Genomic DNA, 23,372 nt, shown 5'->3' with positions numbered 1-23,372 from the left:
CAAACAATCTCTATTTTACTTTAAAAAAGACAGAAGGAAAAGCCCTATTGTAAACTTTGTCAAATCTTGTTCATAAAATGGACAAAAACTCCACCTTGAGGATGGAGTTTTTGCTGATTATTTCACCTGCATATCTCGTTCATGTCATACGAAATACAGTTTTAGCATCCAATAAGGCGCGCAATGACCATTCTTTGTACTTCAGAGGTGCCTTCACCGATTTCAGTGAGCTTACCGTCCCTCATATAGCGTTCAACATGGTATTCTTTCATATAGCCGTATCCGCCGTGGATCTGAACAGCCTGTTCGGCGATTTCCATACAGATTTCAGAGGCATAGAGCTTGCACATGGAAGCTTCTTTGGCAAATGGTCTCCCCTGATCTTTCAGCCAAGCAGCCTTGTAGACCATATTTCGTGCCAATTCAATTTTCATCGCCATATCTGCAAGTTTAAACTGAATAGCTTGGAAGTTTGAGAGAGAACGGCCGAACTGCTGGCGCTCCTTTGCATATTGAAGCGCTTTGTCATAAGCAGCCTGCGCTATCCCCAAAGCCATTGCCCCAATACCAATACGCCCTCCATCCAATGTGATTAAAAACTGTTTAAAGCCCTCGCCTTTTTTGCCGAGCAAGTGCTCAGTCGGAACGCGTACGTCTTCAAGCACCAGTTCAGTTGTATTTGAGGCATTGAGTCCCATTTTTTCATAATTATCGATAACGGTAAATCCTTCTGCATCCGTTGGAACAATAATCGCACTGATTTCTTTTTTTCCATCCACTTCACCGGTGACAGCAGTCAAAGCTAAATGCTTCGCATAGCTGGCATTCGTAATGAAGCATTTATTACCATTAATGATATATTCACCATCTTTTTCGACGGCTGTTGTTCTGGTACCGCCAGCATCTGATCCTGCATTAGGCTCTGTCAGCCCGAAAGCTCCAAAAGACTCACCTGTACAGATAGGCACCAGATACTTTTTCTTCTGCTCTTCGGTCCCGAATAAATAAAGCGGTGCTCCGCCAAGTGATATATGCGCGGAATAAGTGATTCCAGTTGACGCGCAAGCCCTGCTCAACTCCTCTGTAACAATTGCAAAGCTTACTGTATCTGCCCCTGCGCCGCCATATTCTTCGGGAAAAGGAAGTCCCATCAAGCCAAGGTCAGCCATTTTCTTAAATACTTCTACAGGAAATTCCTTTGTGCGGTCTCTTTCCAAAGCTCCCGGTGCAACTTCTTCCTGAGCAAATTCCCTGATTGTTTTAAGGATCATATTCTGTTCTGCAGTTAAGTCAAAATTCATGTAAATCCCCCTTATAAGAACAAAAGTTGTATACGCTTTCATTACTATTATATAAGGGATGTTAGAGTTTTCTCAACATTTAAAAACTTTTTAAAATATTTTATTATATGAATATAGAAATAATTAGTAAAAGAAAGCCCAAAGCCCCTGATATCCATAGATAGATAAAATTCCATTTCAATCCCAGGAACAGCCAAAGAATACAGTTAATTACTAGGCAAACATAAAGAATTCCCTCGTTTCCTGGATATAACACCGATACAAAATCAACAGATCCCATTAGTAAAATCAACGCTCCTGATATGATGGGTATATGTATCATTTTTACTTTTTTAGAAAAATAAAAAAGTAAGAAAATACACGCAGAAATGAAAAGAATTAAAATGACGGTTTGCAAAGTAATAGACAATTCAGTAAAATAAATTAATAAAGCAGAAATTGGAATCAGCAACAGGAGGAAAAGGTTGGCAAGATACAAAACCACTGTATTTTTACGTTTTTTTATATCCTTCGGCTGACTTCCTTCGGTGTAAAGAGCTAGCAGGTAGTCACAATAATGGTCAGGGAGCATTCGGCTCTTTTTCCAATGCAGCAGCTCGTTAACAATGATTTTTTTTCTGTTTTCTTCCAACACAAGCACATCCTGTCAAAAAAAATAGTTTACTTCCATTGTAAGAAGTAAACTATCCACTGGCAATTATTTTTTATTCTAAAAAGTCTTTTAAACGTTTGCTTCTGCTCGGATGGCGCAGCTTTCTTAGGGCTTTGGCTTCAATTTGGCGAATACGTTCGCGGGTAACGCCAAATACCTTGCCGACTTCTTCCAAAGTTCTTGTACGGCCATCGTCAAGACCGAATCGAAGACGCAGAACGTTTTCTTCGCGGTCTGTCAGTGTGTCCAGAACATCTTCAAGCTGTTCTTTCAGAAGCTCGTATGCCGCATGCTCCGAAGGAGAAGTGGCATCCTGATCTTCGATGAAGTCACCTAAGTGGGAGTCATCCTCCTCACCGATAGGTGTTTCTAATGAAACAGGTTCCTGTGCAATCTTAAGAATTTCTCTTACTTTGTCTGGAGTTAAATCCATATCTTCAGCAATTTCTTCCGGTGTTGGTTCACGGCCAAGATCCTGAAGAAGCTGGCGCTGAACACGAATCAATTTATTGATGGTTTCCACCATATGGACAGGAATACGAATTGTTCTGGCCTGGTCAGCAATCGCTCTTGTAATGGCCTGGCGTATCCACCATGTTGCATACGTACTGAACTTGAATCCTTTGCGGTAATCAAATTTTTCAACCGCTTTTATCAGTCCCATATTCCCTTCCTGGATAAGGTCAAGGAACAGCATTCCGCGTCCTACATACCTTTTCGCAATACTCACAACCAATCGGAGGTTCGCTTCTGCCAGGCGTCTTTTAGCTTCTTCATCGCCTTCCTCAATGCGGTTGGCAAGTGCAATCTCTTCCTCTGCGGAGAGTAAATCAACACGTCCAATTTCTTTCAAGTACATACGGACAGGATCATTAATTTTCACACCCGGAGGGACACTTAAATCATTAAGATCAAATTCTTCCTCATTTTTTGCAAGTTCCTGAACATTTGGATCTGCATTTTCATTATCTCCAACTAACTCAACACCCTGATCTCCGAGGAATTCGTAGAATTCATCCATCTGGTGGGAATCAAGTTCAAATTGAGACAATCTTTCTGCTATATCATCATAGGCAAGGACACCTGTCTTTTTTCCTATTTCAACTAATAGATCTTTCGCTTGTTCAAGGGTCAATTCTGTATCAACCTCTTTTGAACGGGCCGACTTTTCAGCCATATGTCCCCCTCCTTTCAAAAATCAAACACATTCTAAATCTTCTTAGGTGGTGCTAATTCCATAACTTTTATTTAAGGCACACAGCCTTCTTATAGTGACTTTCGCAAATGAAGAATTTCCATTGCGATTAAAGCCGCTTTAGCATAATCCTTTTGGCGTTCTGCTTCCTTTTCTTCATTTAATTTTTCCTTTATTTTTAACATCTTTTGATAATTCAACACCTGTTTAAGGTAATCTGATAATTCCTGTTCGCTTATTTCATCGTTTATGGACATCATTTCTATATCCACCACAATACGTTTAAGCTTTTCATCATTTATGAAATTTATGAATGCACTAGGATCAGGCGTATGGCCTTTTTCGTAAAAACCTAAAAGATAGGTAATAATAGCCTGGTGTTCATCGATGTTAAATGTATTTCCCTGAAGCATATCCTGAACTTTAAATGCTATGTCACTATTCCTGAGCATGTGGGCAATCAGCCTTCTTTCCGCTGTATGAAAAGCGGGTTTAAGACTATCAGCCCTTTTGGGTGTCTGCAGCCTTTTTTGAGGCTCGAAAGCACCTTTGCCCTTCTGGCTGCTTTTTCTCTTCTCCGTGTAATAAACCTGTTTTTGCTGCTCTTTCAAGGCTTCCAGAGAAAGTGAAAATTCATTTGCCAGCTGGCGAAGATAATGGTCTCTTTCCACCGCTTTATCAAGCCGGCTGATTTCCTTTAATACCTCTTCGATATACAGGAGCCTATCTCCTTCATTTTGAAGCCTTTTGCCTCTACGGAGATAAAGAAGTTTAAATGCCATAAAGGTTATGCTGGATTCGATTACATCATGACGAAATTTTTCTTCGCCGTATTCTTTAATATAATCATCCGGATCATAGCCGTCAGGCATCAGTGCCACTCTGATCTGGCAGCCTGCTTCCGTTAGCAGGTTTGCTGCCCGGTATGCGGCTTCGATACCGGCATTATCGGAATCATAACAGATCGTGATTGATTGAACATTTCTTCTTAAGGAAGCAACATGTTCTTCAGTTAAAGCAGTGCCCATCGTACCAACACCATTGCCGACGCCAGCACGATCAGCGGCGATTACATCTGCAAACCCTTCAAAAAGAACGGCCCTCTGCAATTTTTTAATCTGCGGTCTCGCCAAATGAAAATTATATAAAGTTTTGCTTTTATTAAAGATTGCTGTTTCAGGGCTATTTAAATATTTGGGCTCATCGGCCCCAAGGGATCTCCCTGAGAAAGCAATCGTATTTCCGCTGCGGTCAAAAATCGGGAACATAATTCTATCTCTGAAGCGGTCAAAATAGTTCCCATCTTTCTCCCTTTTGATGATCAGTCCTGCTCTTTCCATAACGCCTTCAGGGAATTTTCTTTTAGTCAGGAACTTGAAGACAAAATCCCAGGACTTTAATGAATAACCGATTTGAAATTTCTCGATTGATTCCATTGTAAAGCCCCTATTAAGCAAATATTCCAATGCATGCTGACCATCTTTTGTGTTTACAAGCAGATGGTGATAAAATTTACGTAGAAGCTCATGGGCTTCCATCATCTGCTGTATATCCACAGGCATTGATTTTGCTGATGCTGCGGATGCCGCATCAATTTCGAGCTTGATATTTCCCTTTTCAGCGAGTTTTAATGCGGCTTCCTGAAAAGAATATCCTTCTAAATCCATTAAGAAAGAAAACGCATTGCCTCCTGCTCCGCATCCAAAGCAATGGTAGATTTGCTTTTCGGGTGATACAGAAAAGGAAGGAGTATTTTCGCCATGAAAAGGACAAAGCCCAAAGTAGTTGCGTCCTTGCTTGTTTAATTGGATATAGTCGCCAATGACATCAACAATATCTACAGCTTGCCGAATCTCATTTACTTTCTCCTCGGCGATCCGTTCTGCCATATGAACAACTCCATTACTTACTGAGGTATTCGATAAACGTTACTGAATCCCTTCAAAATTCGACAAAATCTTTGTCAGCTGCTGCACAAACCTGAATCGGTCCTCTTGACTAAATGGTTTTGGGCCTTTCCCATAAACCCCTCTTCTTCGCGCTTTGGCTGAAAGGTGCCTCATTTCCAAAGCAGTTCGAATTTCACTTTCCTCAAATAAAATTCCCCTGGGAGAAAGGACATAAACACCCTTTAACAAAAGAGTTGATGCCAATCCAATATCTTGTGTGACAACCGCATCTCCTGATTTCACATTATTCATTAAAATAAATCTGCAGCTTCCTTGCTGCTGTCAACAAATTTCCAGACAGCCCCACTCAGGTCACTTTGCATATGAGCATATGAAGCAACAAACACTGCGTCCACAGTAAAGGAATTGGCTATTTCGACAATTTCTTCTTTTAAAGGACAGGAATCAGCATCCACCATAATGATTGGTTTGCCTAATGTTCTAATAATTCTACATCACTCCGCATAATCCTTCTTTACATGAATAACTTTTGCATAGTGAGATATGTCGAATTTTTTCTTGGTCGAAAGCTTGACATGCCACAATAAATAGTTTATTCCTTGGCAATGAACTCTAAACCTATTCGGGTACATTTTTATCACAATTTTTTATTATAGTACATTAATCTCTATTTTGCCATTATTTTATCTGGCAAGAAAATAATTTAATTTTGCAGTTTTTATAAGAAAAAGCCCTCGTAACCCTGCCGATAAAAAGGAAAAGCACATAAAGAATTTATGTGCTAGCTTTTCGGAAAGTTTTTCCGGTATTGATTTAGGATCATATTGGCTGTTTCTTCTACTGCTTTGTTCGTAACATCAATAACCGGGCATTTAATTTTGGAAACGGTTTTTTCAAAGTAACCTATTTCTTCTTTGATTCTTTCTATATTTGCGTAGCTGGCATTATCGCTTAGACCTAATGATATTAGGCGTTCTCTTCGAATAAAGTTTAATTTTTCCGGACTGATTTTCAGACCGAAGCACTTATCCGGCGGGACAAGAAATAGCTCTTCTGGAGGATCGACTTCAGGCACAAGAGGCACGTTAGCCACTTTAAGGCGCTTGTGGGCAAGATACTGGGAAAGAGGTGTTTTTGAAGTCCTTGATACACCGATAAGCACTATATCAGCCTTTAATATGCCACGAGGGTCACGGCCATCATCATATTTTACAGCAAACTCGATTGCTTCAATCTTTTTAAAGTAATCTTCATCCAGCTTTCTGACCAGTCCTGGTTCGAAAAGCGGTGTAATGCCGCAGGCTCTTTGGATTTGATCCATTAAAGGGCCAACAATATCAAAAGCATATATCCCTTCTTCAGCAGCCCTCTGGTTAATATATTTCCTCATGTCCGGCTTGACCATCGTATAGGCTATCATCCCATTATCAAGCTTTGCGAGTGAAATAACTTCATCAATATGTACTTTCTCTTCAACATAAGGAAAACGCTTGATAGATATATCGCTGCCATTGAATTGGCTCGTTGCAGCTTTTGTTACAAGTTCAGCCGTTTCTCCCACTGAGTCCGAAACGACATAAATGACCGGCATTTTTTCCATCCTTTAACACCATCTCCTTCTTTCACTACTACTTTTCCCCGGCCAGAGCCAGGAATGCTTTTGTCAGATTTGTTTTAGTTATCCTGCCGTTTACTTCATACCCTTTTTCCGTCTTTTTTACAACAGGAAGAGCATCGATCTGCTTTTCAATCAGCTTTTTAGCAACTTCGATAAGCAAATCATCTTTTTCGCACATGGTAATGTTAGGCATTCTGGTCATAATGATATTGACAGGGATGGAATTTAGCTCCTGCTTGCCAATACTTGCACGGAGTAAATCCTTCCTTGACAGAACCCCAACAAGCAGTGAACCCTGATCAACAACAAATAGCGTGCCGACATCTTCCAGAAACATTGTCACAATGGCATCATATACCGACACATTTTCATTAACCACTACAGGAATAGATTGATAATCCCTTACATATAGCTTTTGAAGGTTTTCAGTCAGCAGCTGCGCCCCAGTCTTCCCTGTATAAAAATAGCCTACACGCGGACGGGCATCTAAATAGCCTGCCATCGTTAATATAGCCAGGTCCGGCCTTAGTGTTGCCCTCGTTAAATTAAGCTGTTCCGCAATACTCTCACCAGTGATCGGCCCGTTTTCCTTAACGATTTCTATTATTTTTTCCTGCCTTTTATTTAATTCGATTTTCCTCACCACCTAATCTGAAAAGGAGATGCTTTTGGCACTCATTTCCCACTATAATAAGGTTATACTTTTATATAATTATTATATACTATTTGTCATAAATGAAAAGATGTGTTTCATATATAGTTTACTTTGAGCTGACTAATATGCCCAAAATACGAAAGAGCCCGTCAGTATGATAAACAGGCTCTTTCAATGACAGCCACGGCAGCTGTCCTCATCTTAGATTTTAATCGTATTCAAGCATAAAACGCAAAACTTTAGCTTATTACTTAACAATTATTTCGTTCATATTTGCAAATTTCTTTATCACATCAGACAAATGCGCCATTTGATGCAGCCTATTACGGCGAATTTCCTGATTTTCATCCATTACCATAGTATGCTCAAAGTATTGATCAATTTCAGGCTTCAAGCTGATTAACAAGTTAAAGGCTTCTTCCTCTGTACCCTCTTTTTTCAACTCCTCGGTTACTGATAAATATTTGTTGAACAGAGCTTTTTCATTATCATTTTCAAATAAGCTGCTGTCAATATCCCCTTTATCTTCAGCCTTAGAAGCAATGTTGATTACCCGGCTAAGAGCTTCAATGCTTTCCTTGAAGCCAGCTGCATCCTTGTGGGATTCCAATACCTGAGCTCTATTCACAAGTGAAGGCACGGAGCCGATATCATTTCCTAATACAGCTTCAATTAAGTCATAGCGTATTGCTTTTTCCTGCAGCATATATTTAATCCTTAATTTAAAGAAAGAAACTAATTCCTGCATTAAATCACTTTTTGATTTCTTTCCTATATTCGCTTTAAGTACGGTCTCTGAAGATAATGCGATCAATTCTTCGAGCTTCAGATCCCAGTGTTTAGCCAGTAACGTCTGGATGATACCCGATGCCTGTCTCCTTAAAGCATATGGATCCTGGGAACCGCTTGGAATAATTCCAATTGCAAAGGATGACACAATCGTGTCCAGTTTCTCAGCAATGGAAAGCACTGCACCAGCATCGCTTTCCGGTGTCTGGTCCTCTGCATTGCGCGGCATGTAATGTTCATTAATTGCACGCGCCACAGCTTCCTTTTCGCCTTTTTGCAGGGCGTATTTTTCTCCCATAAAACCTTGCAGCTCTGGAAATTCGTAAACCATATGTGAAACAAGATCAAACTTTGAGATTTCAGCAGCGCGGTCTGTCACTGCTTTTGCTTCATCACTGAAGTCAAGAATCTCACTCAGTTTTGCTGCCAGCTGGCGGACACGGTTTACCTTTTCAGCAAGGGTTCCAATTTCTTCGTGATACACAATGTTATTGAGTTTTCCGAGCGATACTGCGATGTCCGTTTTTTGGTCTTCACTATAGAAGAAAGCTGCATCAGATAGCCTTGCCCGCAATACTTTCTCATTTCCTTTAGCCACTTTCTCCAAATGTTCATGAGAACCATTCCGGACTGTCACAAAGTAAGGAAGAAGAGTGCCACCTTTGGACTTTACCGGGAAATAGCGCTGGTGCTCTTTCATGGAAGTAATTAACACCTCTTCCGGAAGCTCAAGGTATTCTTCTTCAAACTTGCCATATAATGCAGTCGGGTACTCAACCAGATTATTTACTTCTTCCAATAAATCTTCATCCACCGGAACAACCCAGCCTTGTTCTTCCTCAATTTTTTCCAATTGAGAAAGAATGGCACTTTTTCTTTCCTGAGGGTTAGTGATCACATATTGCGCCAGCATGGCCTTTTCATAATCAGCAGGATTGTTAATCTCAATCTCTTCCCCTAAAAAGCGGTGACCTCTTGTAAGGTTGGAAGTCTGGACATTTGTTATTGAAAAAGGAATGACTTCATTTCCGAATAATGCAATAAGCCATTTAATCGGCCTGATAAAACGTAAATCCTGGTTTGCCCAGCGCATATTCTTCGGGAATGATAGCGAGGTAATAATCTGCTGAAGTTCAGGCAGAAGGGCAGCTGTTTCCTGACCTTTAATGAATTTGCTGACATGGGCGTATTCAACACCGTTAATTTCTTTAAAAAATATATCTTCAACAGAAGCTCCCTGACCCCGGCTGAATCCAACCGCAGCCTTTGACCATACTCCATCTTCTGTTAGTGCGATTTTTTTCGCAGGCCCTTTCGCTTCCTCATTTATGTCCTCCTGGGCGGTATCCACTCCGGTTACTAGGACAGCCAAGCGGCGGGGAGAGGAGAAAGCGCTGATCTCTTCAAAAGATATTTTCTTTTCCAAAAGCCATGATTTCACTTTATCTGAAAGCTGATTCATGGAATTAGTGACAAATCTGGCAGGCATTTCTTCTAGTCCAATTTCCAGCAGAAGGTCTTTCTTATTCATGAGATCCTTCCTCCTTAACCGTTAGAATTGGGAAGCCAAGTTTTTCTCTCTCTTCATAAAAGGTTTTGGCTATTTTTCTGGCCAGATTCCGGCACCTTGCAATATAGCCTGTTCTTTCTGTTACTGAGATCGCTCCCCTGGCATCGAGCAGGTTAAAAGTATGGGAACATTTCAATACATAGTCATAAGCCGGGTGTACAAGCCCTTCATCCATTTGCCTATGCGCTTCTTTCTCATAGATATTGAACAAATTAAAAAGCATTTCCTGGTCTGATGTTTCAAACGTGTATTTCGAATGCTCAAACTCGGGCTGAAGGAAAATGTCCCTAACTGTAAATCCTTCTGTCCATTCAAGGTCAAAGACATTTTCCTTATCTTGAATGTAAGAGGCAAGCCTTTCAATTCCATATGTAATTTCAACAGATACAGGCTTGCATTCCAATCCTCCTACCTGCTGGAAGTATGTGAACTGTGTTATTTCCATTCCATCAAGCCATACTTCCCACCCTAAGCCCGCACAGCCCAATGAAGGATTCTCCCAGTTATCTTCCACAAACCGGATGTCATGTTCAAGCGGATCAATGCCCAATGCCTTAAGTGAATCAAGATACAGCTCCTGGATATTATCAGGGGACGGCTTCATGATAACCTGAAATTGATGATGCTGATAAAGCCTGTTTGGATTCTCTCCATATCGGCCATCAGCAGGACGGCGTGAAGGCTCTACATAAGCCACATTCCACGGTTCTGGTCCGATTGCTCGTAAAAATGTATATGGGCTCATTGTGCCTGCGCCCTTTTCAGTATCATAAGCCTGCATCAGGATACAACCCTGTTCAGACCAATGTTTTTGAAGTGTTAATATCATGTTTTGAATATTCATAGGACACCTCTTTCGTATAAATAGTTGTATTTTATCTCTCAATGTTGTCTGTCGATTTCCGCTCCAGACTGTTCGCTTTCCTGTGGAACATAAAAAACTCCCGTCTCTATGCCAAATGGCATAGGGACGAGAGTTACCCGCGGTTCCACCCTATTTGCTGCGATTTTGACCGCAGCCTCTTTGGTTGTCAATAGACGAAATTGCTCCAGAGCGCCTTTCCTTAACTATCCATACCCGGCTCCCACTGTCCCGGGTTCGCTTTAATGAGAAAAAGTTAAGTACTCTTCTCCTTCACAGCAATAATATTTTATTAATTTGAATCATAGCGGAATCACATTGGATTGTCAATCTTTAATAAAAGCAAAAGGAGCTCATTACATAAGATCATTAAACTTGTCCATTTGATTCAAAAACTTCTTAGTCTTAAGGTTTAAGCCGGAATACTCTTCATAATAAGCAGAGATAATCTTTTTCAGTTCAGATTTGGTTTCCGGTTTAACAGAGATATTGCCGAGCCTGGACAAATCAAAAAAATAAAAGAGGCGCAGCAGCTTAATTGTCGCCTGTGATACTTTATAATGATAAGGATCCTTATCAAGACAGCGGTGACAAATGAGGCCGTTTTCCCGGATTGAAAATGCAAAATGCCCGTCAGTGCTTCCGCAGACAGAACATTGATCAAGAACTGGATATAAACCCAAACCGTTAAGCATTTTCATTTCATAAATATTCGTGAGAATCTCCGGATCATATCCTTCGTTTATTAAATTCAGCGTTTGATGCAGCAATTCGAACAAAAATGGGTTGGGCTTCTTATCCTCACTGCTTTTATCTGTTAAATCGACAATATAGCTTGCATAAGCCGTAAGAAAAATATCTTCTTTAATAGATCGCATGGATGAAATCATGTCACCCTGCTGCAGAGTGCCCAGACCGCTTCCGCGCTGAACTAAAAAATTCCCGTATGTAAAAAGCTGGGTGACAGCAGCAAGTCTGCTGTTGGGTTTTTTCGCTCCACGTGCCATCACACCAACTTTTCCCCATTCACGGGTATATAAAGTAACTATCTTATTTGTTTCACTATAATTAGTTGTCCTGATGACAATGCCTTCACATTTATCAAGCAACAGTGACACCATCCCTGTCTTTCGACAAACCTATGAGATGGGAAAATCAGCTTCTGCTAGCTCTTCATCATTGCTGCCGGGTATATCCTGAGTTTCCTTTTCTAGCTCCTTGAAGAGAAGATATGTGTCAATATTTCCTGTCTGGGAAAACACTCTCCAGGTAAAATCCATCATCGAAAACCCCACCTTTCAGTTATTCAACTAGCAATTCTTTATCCCAATTCATTTATCTATATCATAGCCTGTCTTTGTAAAATCATGAGACGAAAATATTGTCAATCACCTGTATGCATATAAACCAGAAATGGATAATACTTTAATTAGGGCTGGCTCAGTACTCATCTTCACGGAAGCCAAAATCGCGAAGCTGTGACATTTTATTGCGCCAGTCTTTCTGGACTTTGACCCACAGCTCCAGAAAAACCTGTGATCCAAGAAGATTTTCAATATCCACCCTTGCTCTTTTTCCGATTTCCTTGAGCATTTTTCCTTGCTTTCCAATGACAATGCCCTTCTGGGAGTCACGTTCCACTATGATCGTAGCCATGACATGAACGACATCTTTGTCTTCGCGGCGCTCCATTTTATCAATAGTTACAGCAAGCGAGTGCGGAATTTCCTCTCTTGTTAGATGCAGCGCTTTTTCCCTGATCAGTTCGGAAACGATAAATCTCTCCGGGTGATCTGTTACCTGATCAGCAGGATAAAACTGCGGCCCTTCAGGAATATACTTTTTAATCTGTTCTAACAGCGTCTCTACATTATTGCCTTCCAAAGCAGAAATGGGGATAATTTCATTGAAATCGTACTTTTCCTTGTAAGACTCAATAATTTTAAAAAGTTCATCTGGATGTACCTGGTCAATCTTATTGATCACAAGGAAAATGGGCGTACGGACTGACTGAAATTTCTCAAGTATGAATTCCTCACCGCGTCCAAAGCCTTCCTGGGCATTTACCATAAACAGGATGACATCCACTTCTTTCAGTGTATTTTGGGCAACTTTCATCATAAAGTCTCCCAGTTTATGCTTTGGCTTATGGATTCCTGGCGTATCAATAAAAATATATTGTGCATCATTGGTTGTCAGGACACCCTGAACTTTATTGCGCGTTGTTTGCGGCTTATCACTCATAATGGCAATTTTCTGCCCAATTACGCGATTTAAAAATGTTGACTTTCCTACGTTGGGTCTGCCGATTATGGAAATAAAGCCTGATTTGTGTCCTTGTTGTGTATTATTCATGTAAGTCCTCCGGTGAAAATGCTCCTGGCAGTAATTCTTCAACTGTTAATTCTCTAATATCCCCTTTTAAGTTGGTTAGAACAACTTTCATTTCAGGCGGACATAATTCGGATATTACCTGTCTGCATGCACCGCATGGGGGAACAGGACGGTCTGTGTCAGCAACAACAGCAATGGCTGAAAAGCTTTTAACGCCATCAGAATATGCTTTGAAGAGCGCAGTCCTTTCAGCGCAATTACACATGCTGTACGCTGCATTTTCTATGTTGCAGCCGTGAAAAACCTGACCGTCACTGCTTAATAGCGCCGCTCCCACTTTGAATTTTGAATATGGCACATATGCTCTATCTCTTGCAATCTTTGCTTCCTGTATTAGTTGATCGTTATTCACAATTATTTCTTCCTTTCCTGTAAAACGGAGCTGCTCCCGATGCAATCATGGGCTTTGGGGCTCGCAATGCTTCTTTCTGTGAAAAGCAGCCGCTTCTCTTTTATTTTACAACATTTTACTTAGATTTTCATCGATTGTAGCAAAAACGTAATAAAAAAATTGAATTTTCTAAAAATACGTAGGCCTTTTAATTTTATCTGGCCATTGTTTTCTAAATGGCATCCCTCAGATTCTCCCCGGCCTGCGAAATTTAATGCTGTTCTGTCATTTTAGCTGATTCAGTGAACGTTTTCAAACTCGGGTCCGATAATTCAAAGCAGTTTACGATTAGCCTTAATTATTCATTAAGAAAAAAGCAAAGCTGCCCATTCGGACAGCTTCACATTACTGCAAAAATATCAGGATTTTAGGCAGGAATATTACTCCGCCTATTATTACACTTATTATGGCAAACACCAGTACCGCTCCAGCGGCTATATCCTTAGCCTGCTTGGCAAGGGGATGGTAATCTTCGGTTGCCAGATCCACAGCCCTTTCAATGGCTGTATTAAGGAGTTCAAGTGAGAGCATTCCCCCGATGGCCAGCAGAATGATTATCCATTCAAGCCGGGAAATGCCAAAATATATTCCAAAGAACATGACAGCGAGGGATACTGCCAAATGTATCTGCAGATTCCTTTCGTTCAATAACGCCGTTCTAATTCCGGAAAAAGCAAACACAAAGGATTTGAGGACATTGTGTTTTCGGACTTTTTTATCTTGTGAGCCCGTATTCATCAAGTATATCCTTCTGGCGGGAAAACATTTTTTTCTCATCTTCCGGATTTTCATGATCATAGCCAAGAAGATGCAGGAAGCCATGGACCGCCAAAAAGCCAAGCTCCCTAATAAAAGAATGTCCATACTCCTCCGCCTGCTCCTTCGCCTTAGCAGTGGAGATGATGATATCCCCCAGGATTCGCGGCATATCAGCCCCAATCAGTTCAATTTCACCTTCACCAAGTTCTTCCATCGCGAAAGAAATGACATCAGTCGGCCGATCTTTATCCCGATATTCCTTGTTGATCTCGCGGATCCGCTCATTCGTCACAAACGTAATGGATACCTCGCTTTCAGGCTCCACAGATTCTTTTGAAGCCGCAAAGTTAATTAACTCTTCAATTTTGGCTATATCATTTTCCTGAAGCTCATTCGTTTCGTCTAAAAAATCAATGTTTAAATTCATGCCTGTTTCACCTTCTGTTTTGTCATTTCAGGATACTCAATACGTGAATGGAAAATTCCGTTTAACGTCTCACAGAAAGAGTGTGAAACGGTTTCCAGCTCTTTTAAGGTTAAATCACATTCATTCAGCTGTCCATCCTGAAGCCTGTCTGCGATTATCTTTTTGACTAAATCCTCTATTTGCTCTGTTGTAGGATGTGCCATTGAACGGACTGCAGCTTCTACACTATCCGCAATGCCAATGACTGCCGACTCTTTTGATTGCGGTTTAGGTCCAGGATAGCGGTAGTCCTCTTCTTTTACCTCAAGACCATTTTGTTTTGCTTTGTAGTAAAAAAATTTCAGCAATGTTGTCCCATGATGCTGTTCGGCAATATCCACTATCTCCTTAGGCATCTTATGCTTTCTCAGCATTTCAGCACCATCTGCGGCATGGGCGATAATAATATTCTTACTGGTCTGGGGAGGAAGCCGATCATGCGGATTTTCAATATTCACCTGATTTTCAATAAAAAACTGCGGCCGTTTCGTTTTGCCGATATCGTGATAGTAGCAGCCCACCCTTGCTAAAAGACCATTTGCCCCAATAGCTTCACAAGCTGACTCGGAGAGATTTGCAACCATTACACTATGATGGTAGGTTCCGGGAGATTCGGTCAGTATCTTTCTCAGCAGCGGATGATTAGGATTAGATAGCTCAATCAGCCTCATAGTAGACAAAATTCCAAATCCCGCCTCAAAATATGGCAGCAGGCCAATGGCCAGGACTGCAGACGAAATACCTGAAATCAAAGCAATTACAAAGTAAAATCCATATTCAATCGTTTCATAGTGGCCATTTCTTAAGAAAAGCATTGAAAAGATAACAAGTATGTTTACTGCAGATACGAATAAACCAGCCTGCAATATTTTAGAGCGGCGATTCTGTCTGCTCAAAAACAAAATGGCAGCCAAGCCGCTGCAAAGGATATAAATGGCTGATGTCAGCTGGAATGTCCCTGTAACACCTTCATTAAAAATGATGCTTCCGCTGATAGCCATAATAATTGTGTAGTACATTGCAAGCTTTTCATCAATCAGTATTTTGATCAGCATAGCTCCCATAGCTGCAGGATAGATATACCCTATCTCTGAGTAATCGGCGTATTGGAAAAGGCTGATGACCTTCATAAGCAATAACGATAAGATAAAGACAAGGCTGAACAGCAATAAATAGCTTTGCTTTAATTCCCTCTGTACATTCAGTTCGTGGAAATAATAATATAGAGCTGATAAAACAATGATAATGATCAAAGATAAGCCGATAAAAGGCTGAATCGAATTAACACTGTCCAGAAGCCCTACAAGTTCAAGCTGTCGGTATATGTCCCTGCTGATCAGCTGATTTTCTTCAACAATGATCTGTCCCTGAAGAATTTTTACTGGCTCGACACTTTCAATGGTCTGCTGCCGTAATTCTTCCGTGGCCGCAGGATCATAGAATTGATTTTGATATATTGCATAGCGCCCAAGCTCTATTGCGGCTTTTTTTGTTTCTGAATTTAAGCTGGTGAACTTCAGTTCTTCTTCAACACGCTTCTTTGCGTTCTCCACCTGTTCAGCCGGAATTTCATTATTCATGATTTTATTGATGGCCGTAACAGTAAGGTCTTTCGCAATGCTCAGTTCTCCCTCCTTTGCCTGCAGCAAAGCAAGGAAGACGCCATCCGATACTTCACGTGTTACATCATCAGTGAGTTTTTCTTTAACCATGGACAATTTCTCTTTAGGACCAGGGGCGGAAGGGTCTGGTGCCTCTATATCTTTGTCTGACTCATTTGCAGCAGCCTTCTTTTTCTCTTCCATCCCTTCTTTTACTTCTTCATTCACTTCCGAAACTGATCCGAAAATGGAGGTAACGAGGTCAACTCTGTTTTGGGCAATCTCCTTTTTTACAACGTAAATATCCTTAACATTATTTTCTGCTTCTTTTCTCTTTCTTTCTGTACTTGCTTTATCCTCTATTGTAATGGGTGATCTTATTGTCTGTTCAGCGACAGAGAATAGACTTAAATCCAGCTTTTCAGGCTTCACATTGCTATACATGGAAAAATACATAGCAACTCCCAAAAGAACAAATAAGAGAACACGAAAAAAGGTCATATTAAGTAAATTTCTGATTGTAGTCATACTCTGCTGAAGATTTGACACATTTACCCCTCCTGTCCTGGGTAAAAAAACTTCCAATATTCTTAAATGTTTTAATTATTAATTATGTAAAATCATAACAGTTTTTCAGTGGGTTTTCACTAATGAAAAATGGACTATCTATTAACAGGTTACCTAATCATTTCATTAATAGCAAATAATTCCATAGTAATTACCTGCCGATTATATCTTCAAAAGAAAAAACCGCCAAAAAAGGCGGCTTCATGGTTCATTGGCTATCTTCTGTCTGGTATGCCTGAATAATCCTGGCCACAAGCGGATGACGCACCACATCACTTTGTTCCAAGTGAACGAATGATAGTCCGCTTACACCCTTGAGTATGTCTTCTGCTGCGATCAGACCTGATTTTACACCCTTTGGAAGGTCAACCTGTGTTCTGTCTCCGGTAATAATCATTTTTGAACCAAAGCCCAGCCTGGTCAGAAACATCTTCATTTGCGCCTGAGTTGTATTTTGCGCTTCGTCCAGTATGACAAAGGCATCATCTAAAGTTCTTCCGCGCATATAAGCCAGCGGTGCAATTTCAATCGTGCCTCTTTCAATCATTCTTTGTGTATGCTCAGCACCTAATATATCATGCAAAGCATCATACAAAGGCCGTAAGTAAGGATCGACTTTTTCCTTAAGATCCCCCGGAAGAAAGCCAAGGCTTTCTCCCGCTTCGACTGCAGGGCGGGTTAGAATGATTCTTTTCACATTCCCATTTTTCAAAGCATTGACAGCCATGACAACTGCCAAATATGTTTTTCCTGTTCCTGCTGGCCCTATGCCAAAAACCAGGTCATTTTGGCGGATTGCTTGAATGTATTGACGCTGTCCCAGTGTCTTAACACGAATAGACTTTCCTTTTGCGTTTTTAGTGATTTCTTCTTCGTATAAATCACTGAAATACTCTAGTGTTCCCTTGTTTGCCATTTGAAGAGCATACATAACATCTCTCTGGCTTATATTTATACCTTTCCGGATTACATAAAGCAGTTTATCCAGAACCTTTCCAGCCAGTTCCACTTTGTCCATTTCGCCAGACACATAAACGGATTCTCCCCTGGTTACAATGGAAACATTCAGTTCTTGCTCAATAATTTTTAGGTTTGCATCTGAATTGCCTAATAATGCAATGGCTTCATTAGGATCTTCCAGCTGCAGGTTCATTGTTTTCAAGTCTTCTGTCATTCCGAATCTCCTTGAATAATTGGTTGTCCTTCTGCAATATTCTCAATAATTTGGAAATGTATTGCTATAGTTACTTTACCATTGTCAATTGATTGGTGCAAAACTTTTTCTCCCTTAACTTTAGCATTTTCATCTAAGCTGCTTTTTATTTTTTTTCTTGCCAAAGCTTTCGCAGCGTCAAAAGCCTCTTTATTGGAATATATTCTGGTGACTTGCTCTCTTTCACGGAATGTCTTATTTACGTAGGAAACAGGCAGTTCCCATTTCAGGAACTTTACTGCTTTCTCATTTTCCTCTAATTCATACTCTTCAAACCCCGGTTTTCCAAAACCCCATATAGGAATTTCCAGATTTCCGATTGTGATGCTATGCTTAACTTTTTCATTGCCGCTAAAGACTTTGAATGTGCTCTTAAGCGGAAGAATGACTTCAGATTTATACCATGTTTCCCCGAAAACCTCCCCTTTTGAAGGAACAGTTTCCGTTTGGCCCTCTTTACCGATGATCCCGGAGACTAAAAGCTGTCCTGGCTGAACATGATCGTGAATATCGACGACCGGACGCCCTTCTTCAACAAACATTTCTACAATAACAGCTTTCTTCTTGGCTACCAGATGCCGCGGGCTTAAATACTCCGGTTTCTCAGGTTCATTTTTCTCAACTACCTGCAGATGGTAGGTTGTCCCTTTTAACTCCACGCCAACCCAGGTTATTGCCTCGATATTGTTGGATAGTGTCCGCTGAATAGACTCCACGTTATCTACAAAGAACTGCAGCTTTCCTTTTTTAACCCCCATCTTGTCCAATTCTTTGATGATCTGATATTCAGTTGCAGGATTTGCCCCCTTAATCTCTATGCCCCAAACCATATTGGATAAAAGGAGAATGACAGCAACAAACGCGAGGGCACCAGCTGCAAATCCGCTGTTTTTCAGCAGCCTTTTCATAAGGAACGGTGCTCCTGCCCGCTGCAGGAACTCGATTCTGCAATCGCTGTTCCTGGCGTGGCTTCTTATTTTTTTTGCATCTTCCAATTTCATTTTGAAGGTGACTGATTGCGTTCCATGGTTCTTTACATTCCAGATATTGATTCCGCTGCGGGTAAGTGCATTAATAAATCTTTCTATTCCTTTCCCGCTTGCTTTAACTGTTACAAGGCCCCTGTAAAATTCGATCCACTGGTTCTTCATTTCCTTCCCCCTGAATTCTTAATCAGTGTCTGTAATATAAGTTACTGAATCAATTTTTCCCTCGAGCAGTATTTCTTCCGGCAGTATCGTTTTTATGACGAAGGCTTTCCCTCTTATTAAAAGCTGCCCCTGCTTTAATAGCAGTCTTAATTCCTTATCTGAAAAAGCCAGTAATCCCCTGTGGTTTTCTATATAGATATGGATTTGCCCAATCATTGTAATGCGGGGCAGGTCCATCATGACATCTTGAGGAAGCTCCATATTTTTAGTCATCCAGCCGCGGACGAATTGTCCCCACTTTTTTGCCATAAAAAAAGAACCCCCTTTCATCTCATATTTATGAAATGAACGGAGGTTCTAGCACTTATTTTTTACCGCTTTCTGTTGAGGGACCTGTGAGGATTTTTAGATCTTGGAGGTCCAAGAATCTCAGACCAGATAATACCATCAACAAGCGACTGTTTCTGCGGTTCAAACTTACCGGCTCCTGAGGCTTCCACCGGGTAAGTTTTTGTATTGGCTGCTGTTCTCGATATCGCGCTTGCTTTTCTTTCAGCAGCTCTCTGCTGACTCTGGAGAGCCTTCATGCTTTGTTCTGTCTGCTGTTTACGCTGTCTGTATTCTTGTTCTATTCTTCTGGATTTCTCTGTCAGCTTCCTCTTTTCCTCTTCCAGCACTTCGGCCAATGCAGGATCTGCAGAAGTTCTTTCCGCCTGTGTCCGATTCTCTTGCTGTACTGAACGGGGAGCCTGTTTTACAGGCCTTTCCTCCTTCTTTTTTTTGAACATGGAGGAAATGAAAGCAATAACAGCAATGAGAATAAAAGGATTCTCAAATAAAAATTCCAAGAGAGTTTCCTCCCTTCTCCCAATAAGGGATCATTTAGTCATTTTTACGGCCATTTTTGCCGTCGTCACTCATATTGCCGATTGAATCCCTCATTTCGGTATCAGCCGAGATGTTTTGGATATTCATATAGTCCATTACCCCAATATTTCCGGATCGGAGTGCTTCTGACATGGCAAGCGGCACCTGTGCCTCTGCTTCCACAACCTTCGCTCTCATTTCTTCAACCCGTGCTTTCATTTCCTGTTCCTGAGCTACGGCCATAGCACGTCTTTCTTCGGCTTTAGCCTGGGCAATCTTCTTGTCTGCTTCAGCCTGTTCAGTTTGAAGTTCTGCACCAATATTTTTGCCGATATCCACATCTGCTATATCAATCGAGAGAATTTCAAAAGCAGTGCCTGCATCCAAACCTTTTGAAAGAACAGTCTGAGAAATCATATCCGGATTTTCAAGTACTTTCTTGTGATCTGTCTGCGAACCGATCGTAGAGACAATCCCCTCACCAACACGCGCAACGATTGTTTCTTCACCGGCCCCCCCGACCAGACGGTCAATATTGGCACGGACTGTAATTCGCGCTTTTGCCTTTACTTCGATACCATCCATCGCCACACCGGCAATAAAAGGTGTTTCAATTACTTTTGGATTAACACTCATCTGAACTGCTTCCAAAACGTCACGCCCTGCCAGGTCAATGGCTGCACTGCGCTCAAAGCTTAAATCAATATTGGCACGGTGTGCTGCTATTAACGCATTAACAACTCTATCAACATTTCCTCCTGCAAGGTAGTGGCTCTCCAGCTGGTTTGTTGTTACTTCAAGTCCTGCCTTGTGAGCTTTGATTAACGGATTGATGACACGGCTTGGTATAACCCGGCGGAGCCTCATCCCGATTAATGTAAAGATACTGACTCTGACACCCGCAGCCAATGCTGATATCCACAGCATAACCGGTACAAAGGTGAATAATATACCCAGCAATATAACACCGAGTACAACGGCAACCAATATTGCTACTGTTCCTGCTTCTAACATAATTTTACCTCCTGATGATTTTTATTTATCTAAATCAAGATTAGATATTTCTCTGACAACAATACGCGATCCTTCTGCTTTAACTACTTTTACTTTTGCCCCTTTAAGGATAAAGGCTCCCTCACTGACAACGTCTATTCTTTCATCCTCTATGACTACTGTACCCGAAGGCCTTAAAGCTGTAAGTGCATAACCCTCATGACCAATCAGTTCAAGTCTGCTCTTATTTGAAATATAGCCTTTTTCAGTATTTGTGCTATCGGTTAAAATAATTTTTTTAAAGAATTTCATCTTTTTACCAAACACCTTTATCATTAATATAGATGCCAATATTGAAACTCCCATAGCAATTAAAATAGACATTCCCATATGGGCCACATTGTCAGAAGCCAGGAACAGGCTCCCGAGTATTGCTGCAATACCGGCTATTCCCGCAATGCCTCCAGGAAGGAAAAACTCGGCAATTATTAAGCCAATTCCTAATACAAACAATATTAAAGTCTCATATCCTGCCAGCCCGGCCACCATATGACCATAAAAGAACAGAAGCAGGGACGATAATCCCATTAATCCAGGAATGCCAAAACCCGGTGAATACAGTTCCAGAACCAGCCCGAGGCTTCCAATAGATAATAGAATTGGTATGACGACAGGATGGGTAATAAAACGGGCTACCTTCTCTGCAAAGCTTTCATCAATTGTCTGTATATTAGCTTCATTAAATCCGAGCACTTTCAGTAACTCTGCCCTTGAATCTACTGTACCTTCCGAATAACCTACCTGCTCAGCCTGTTCAGCTGTGAGGGTAAGCAGCTTTCCTTTCGGTGCCCCCAATTCAGGCAGATCCACAGATTCATCTGCCATAGCAAGGGCATAAACAGGATCTCTGTCCGTTTGTGAGGCCGCACTCTGCATTGCTGCAAACCAGTATGATTCTGCTTTCTTACCAGCTGTATTTCCCTGCTGGTCAATAATTGCGGCTGAACCCATTGTTGAACCAGGTACCATGTATATTTCATCCGTATTCAAAGCAATATAGGCACCTGCAGATAAAGCCTGCTTGTTGACAAAAGAGATTGTTTTTACATTTGTTGAGGTTAACAGCCTGCCAATTTGTCCGGCTGCATCCACTGCCCCTCCGGGTGTATTTATTTCAAATATTATGGCTGATGCATTTTCTTCTTCAGCTGTTTGCACGGCTCTGCTTAAGAATGCATATAGCCCTTTTTCCACCGTTTCTTCGATCGGAACAATTAGCACTTTTTCGTTATCGGCGTTTCCCTGAAAAGGGCTTACAAGCAGCAGCAGAGCAAAAAACAATGCAAAGGCGGTTATTGCTCTTCTGGCAATCAAACCTTTCCCCCCTTTATCCGCAAAAATGATTTCTATATGTATTTACGATTGAATCATTAAAAAGTTTCATTATTATTTATTCAGAAATCTGCTGCATCTTTAGTATAACCTAGAAATAAGAGTAATTCATATCACCACTCTTTTGCTGTTACAAAAGTAAAAAAGACCGTCAGCCATCGGCTTTCGGTCTTTTAATGCATAGTTTTATGAAAGGTGTTGTTGTACAAGTTTATTTATTAGTGATCCATCTGCCTTGCCTTTTACCTTAGGCATGATAGCAGCCATCACTTTTCCCATATCAGCTTTTGAAGAAGCACCTGTTTCTGCAACTGTTTCTGCAACAATTTTTGAAACTTCATCTTCAGAGAGCTGTTTTGGCATATATAATTCTACATACTGAAGTTCAGTACGAATTTTTTCAACAAGATCTTCACGACCTGCTTTTTCAAATTCATGGAGGGAATCCTTGCGTTGTTTAACTTCGCGAGAAAGGACAGTTAACTCCTGTTCTTCGTTAAGATCTTCACCGAGCTTGATTGCTTCGTTTTGAAGCGAAGCTTTAATCATACGAATAACAGTAAGCTTTTCTTTTTCTTTATTCCTCATCGCTTGTTTCATATCTTCATTTAAACGCTCGAGAAGACTCATTACATACACCCTCTCTTACCACTTACGCTTTCTAGCAGCCTCAGACTTTTTCTTACGTTTAATACTAGGTTTTTCATAGAATTCGCGCTTTCTTGCTTCCTGCAAAGTACCAGTTTTTGATACTGAACGTTTGAAACGACGAAGAGCATCTTCAAGCGATTCGTTTTTACGAACGACGGTTTTAGACATTCTCTTTCCCTCCCTCCGAGCACAACACACTTACATCAACAACATGGTTTATTCCATGTACCTTGCAATTATAATATAACAGCTTATCAAGGTCAACAGTAATTAGCCTGCTGCGGGATTGATTTTTATAGATTGTGCTTATTTAGTACCCCATTTTTGACAAGCTAAACATTTTTTTGCACATAAGCATGTCCCAGCAGGGTGTCC

General features: G+C 40.9%; 23 protein-coding genes, 1 pseudogene and 1 other annotated feature. All 24 genes and pseudogenes read right to left on the bottom strand.

Annotated features, from left to right (window positions below; translation table 11 throughout):
- Positions 1–161: 161 nt before the first annotated feature.
- Positions 162–1,301, bottom strand: a complete 1,140-nt coding sequence (locus tag CHI10_RS18490) for an acyl-CoA dehydrogenase (protein WP_095245664.1) — start codon at positions 1,299–1,301, stop codon at positions 162–164.
- Between the two features lie 103 nt (positions 1,302–1,404).
- Positions 1,405–1,935 carry a hypothetical protein gene (locus tag CHI10_RS18485; RefSeq protein ID WP_286137479.1) on the bottom strand — a complete coding sequence of 177 codons (531 nt, stop codon included), beginning with the start codon at positions 1,933–1,935 and terminating at the stop codon, positions 1,405–1,407.
- Positions 1,936–2,005: 70 nt separating this feature from the next.
- On the bottom strand, positions 2,006–3,130 hold the full coding sequence (gene rpoD, locus CHI10_RS18480; protein WP_095245662.1) for an RNA polymerase sigma factor RpoD: 1,125 nt from the start codon (positions 3,128–3,130) through the stop codon (positions 2,006–2,008).
- Positions 3,131–3,219: 89 nt separating this feature from the next.
- Positions 3,220–5,037, bottom strand: coding sequence for a DNA primase (gene dnaG / locus CHI10_RS18475; protein ID WP_095245661.1), 1,818 nt, complete (start codon positions 5,035–5,037; stop codon positions 3,220–3,222).
- Between the two features lie 39 nt (positions 5,038–5,076).
- Positions 5,077–5,516, bottom strand: a pseudogene (locus CHI10_RS18470) (YaiI/YqxD family protein).
- A 323-nt stretch (positions 5,517–5,839) separates the two neighbouring features.
- Complete coding sequence (locus CHI10_RS18465) at positions 5,840–6,658, bottom strand: pyruvate, water dikinase regulatory protein (RefSeq protein ID WP_095245660.1); 819 nt, start codon at positions 6,656–6,658, stop codon at positions 5,840–5,842.
- Between the two features lie 28 nt (positions 6,659–6,686).
- Positions 6,687–7,319, bottom strand: coding sequence for a transcriptional regulator CcpN (ccpN, locus tag CHI10_RS18460; RefSeq protein WP_179289080.1), 633 nt, complete (start codon positions 7,317–7,319; stop codon positions 6,687–6,689).
- A gap of 259 nt (positions 7,320–7,578) precedes the next feature.
- Positions 7,579–9,651 carry a glycine--tRNA ligase subunit beta gene (glyS, locus tag CHI10_RS18455; protein ID WP_095245658.1) on the bottom strand — a complete coding sequence of 691 codons (2,073 nt, stop codon included), beginning with the start codon at positions 9,649–9,651 and terminating at the stop codon, positions 7,579–7,581.
- Positions 9,644–10,534, bottom strand: a complete 891-nt coding sequence (gene glyQ, locus CHI10_RS18450) for a glycine--tRNA ligase subunit alpha (RefSeq protein ID WP_095245657.1) — start codon at positions 10,532–10,534, stop codon at positions 9,644–9,646. The genes glyS and glyQ overlap by 8 nt, the downstream gene beginning before the upstream one ends.
- 119 nt (positions 10,535–10,653) lie before the next feature.
- Positions 10,654–10,838, bottom strand: a binding site (T-box leader).
- Positions 10,839–10,908: 70 nt separating this feature from the next.
- Complete coding sequence (recO, locus tag CHI10_RS18445; protein ID WP_095245656.1) at positions 10,909–11,661, bottom strand: DNA repair protein RecO; 753 nt, start codon at positions 11,659–11,661, stop codon at positions 10,909–10,911.
- A 30-nt stretch (positions 11,662–11,691) separates the two neighbouring features.
- Positions 11,692–11,835, bottom strand: coding sequence for a YqzL family protein (locus CHI10_RS18440; protein ID WP_009332996.1), 144 nt, complete (start codon positions 11,833–11,835; stop codon positions 11,692–11,694).
- Positions 11,836–11,992: 157 nt separating this feature from the next.
- Positions 11,993–12,907, bottom strand: coding sequence for a GTPase Era (gene era / locus CHI10_RS18435; protein WP_095245655.1), 915 nt, complete (start codon positions 12,905–12,907; stop codon positions 11,993–11,995).
- Positions 12,900–13,343: a cytidine deaminase gene (locus tag CHI10_RS18430; protein ID WP_095245654.1), complete on the bottom strand. Its 444-nt coding sequence runs from the start codon at positions 13,341–13,343 to the stop codon at positions 12,900–12,902. The genes era and CHI10_RS18430 overlap by 8 nt, the downstream gene beginning before the upstream one ends.
- 339 nt (positions 13,344–13,682) lie before the next feature.
- On the bottom strand, positions 13,683–14,075 hold the full coding sequence (locus tag CHI10_RS18425) for a diacylglycerol kinase family protein (protein WP_095245653.1): 393 nt from the start codon (positions 14,073–14,075) through the stop codon (positions 13,683–13,685).
- Positions 14,053–14,523, bottom strand: a complete 471-nt coding sequence (gene ybeY, locus CHI10_RS18420) for an rRNA maturation RNase YbeY (RefSeq protein WP_095245652.1) — start codon at positions 14,521–14,523, stop codon at positions 14,053–14,055. Before ybeY ends, CHI10_RS18425 begins: the two co-directional genes overlap by 23 nt.
- Positions 14,520–16,712, bottom strand: coding sequence for an HD family phosphohydrolase (locus CHI10_RS18415; protein ID WP_095245651.1), 2,193 nt, complete (start codon positions 16,710–16,712; stop codon positions 14,520–14,522). The genes ybeY and CHI10_RS18415 overlap by 4 nt, the downstream gene beginning before the upstream one ends.
- A 226-nt stretch (positions 16,713–16,938) precedes the next feature.
- Positions 16,939–17,904 (bottom strand): PhoH family protein, encoded by a 966-nt coding sequence (locus tag CHI10_RS18410; protein WP_095245650.1) that lies wholly within the window; start codon positions 17,902–17,904, stop codon positions 16,939–16,941.
- On the bottom strand, positions 17,901–19,094 hold the full coding sequence (yqfD, locus tag CHI10_RS18405) for a sporulation protein YqfD (protein WP_095245649.1): 1,194 nt from the start codon (positions 19,092–19,094) through the stop codon (positions 17,901–17,903). The genes CHI10_RS18410 and yqfD overlap by 4 nt, the downstream gene beginning before the upstream one ends.
- Positions 19,095–19,112: 18 nt before the next feature.
- Positions 19,113–19,403 carry a sporulation protein YqfC gene (gene yqfC, locus CHI10_RS18400; protein WP_035331147.1) on the bottom strand — a complete coding sequence of 97 codons (291 nt, stop codon included), beginning with the start codon at positions 19,401–19,403 and terminating at the stop codon, positions 19,113–19,115.
- A 62-nt stretch (positions 19,404–19,465) separates the two neighbouring features.
- Entirely contained in the window at positions 19,466–19,942 is a 477-nt protein-coding gene (locus tag CHI10_RS18395) for a hypothetical protein (protein WP_095245648.1), read from the bottom strand.
- A 34-nt stretch (positions 19,943–19,976) separates the two neighbouring features.
- Complete coding sequence (floA, locus tag CHI10_RS18390; protein ID WP_076257449.1) at positions 19,977–20,975, bottom strand: flotillin-like protein FloA; 999 nt, start codon at positions 20,973–20,975, stop codon at positions 19,977–19,979.
- Between the two features lie 21 nt (positions 20,976–20,996).
- Positions 20,997–22,328, bottom strand: a complete 1,332-nt coding sequence (locus CHI10_RS18385; protein ID WP_095245647.1) for an NfeD family protein — start codon at positions 22,326–22,328, stop codon at positions 20,997–20,999.
- A gap of 204 nt (positions 22,329–22,532) precedes the next feature.
- Positions 22,533–22,976: a GatB/YqeY domain-containing protein gene (locus tag CHI10_RS18380; RefSeq protein ID WP_095245646.1), complete on the bottom strand. Its 444-nt coding sequence runs from the start codon at positions 22,974–22,976 to the stop codon at positions 22,533–22,535.
- A 15-nt stretch (positions 22,977–22,991) separates the two neighbouring features.
- Positions 22,992–23,165, bottom strand: coding sequence for a 30S ribosomal protein S21 (gene rpsU, locus CHI10_RS18375; RefSeq protein WP_009333009.1), 174 nt, complete (start codon positions 23,163–23,165; stop codon positions 22,992–22,994).
- Between the last annotated feature and the right edge of the window lie 207 nt (positions 23,166–23,372).

Source organism: Bacillus sp. 7894-2 (assembly GCF_002272225.1).
GTDB lineage: Bacteria > Bacillota > Bacilli > Bacillales > Cytobacillaceae > Cytobacillus.
Note: the sequence above shows the minus strand (reverse complement) of the source record. Positions and strands in the feature narration are given on the sequence as shown.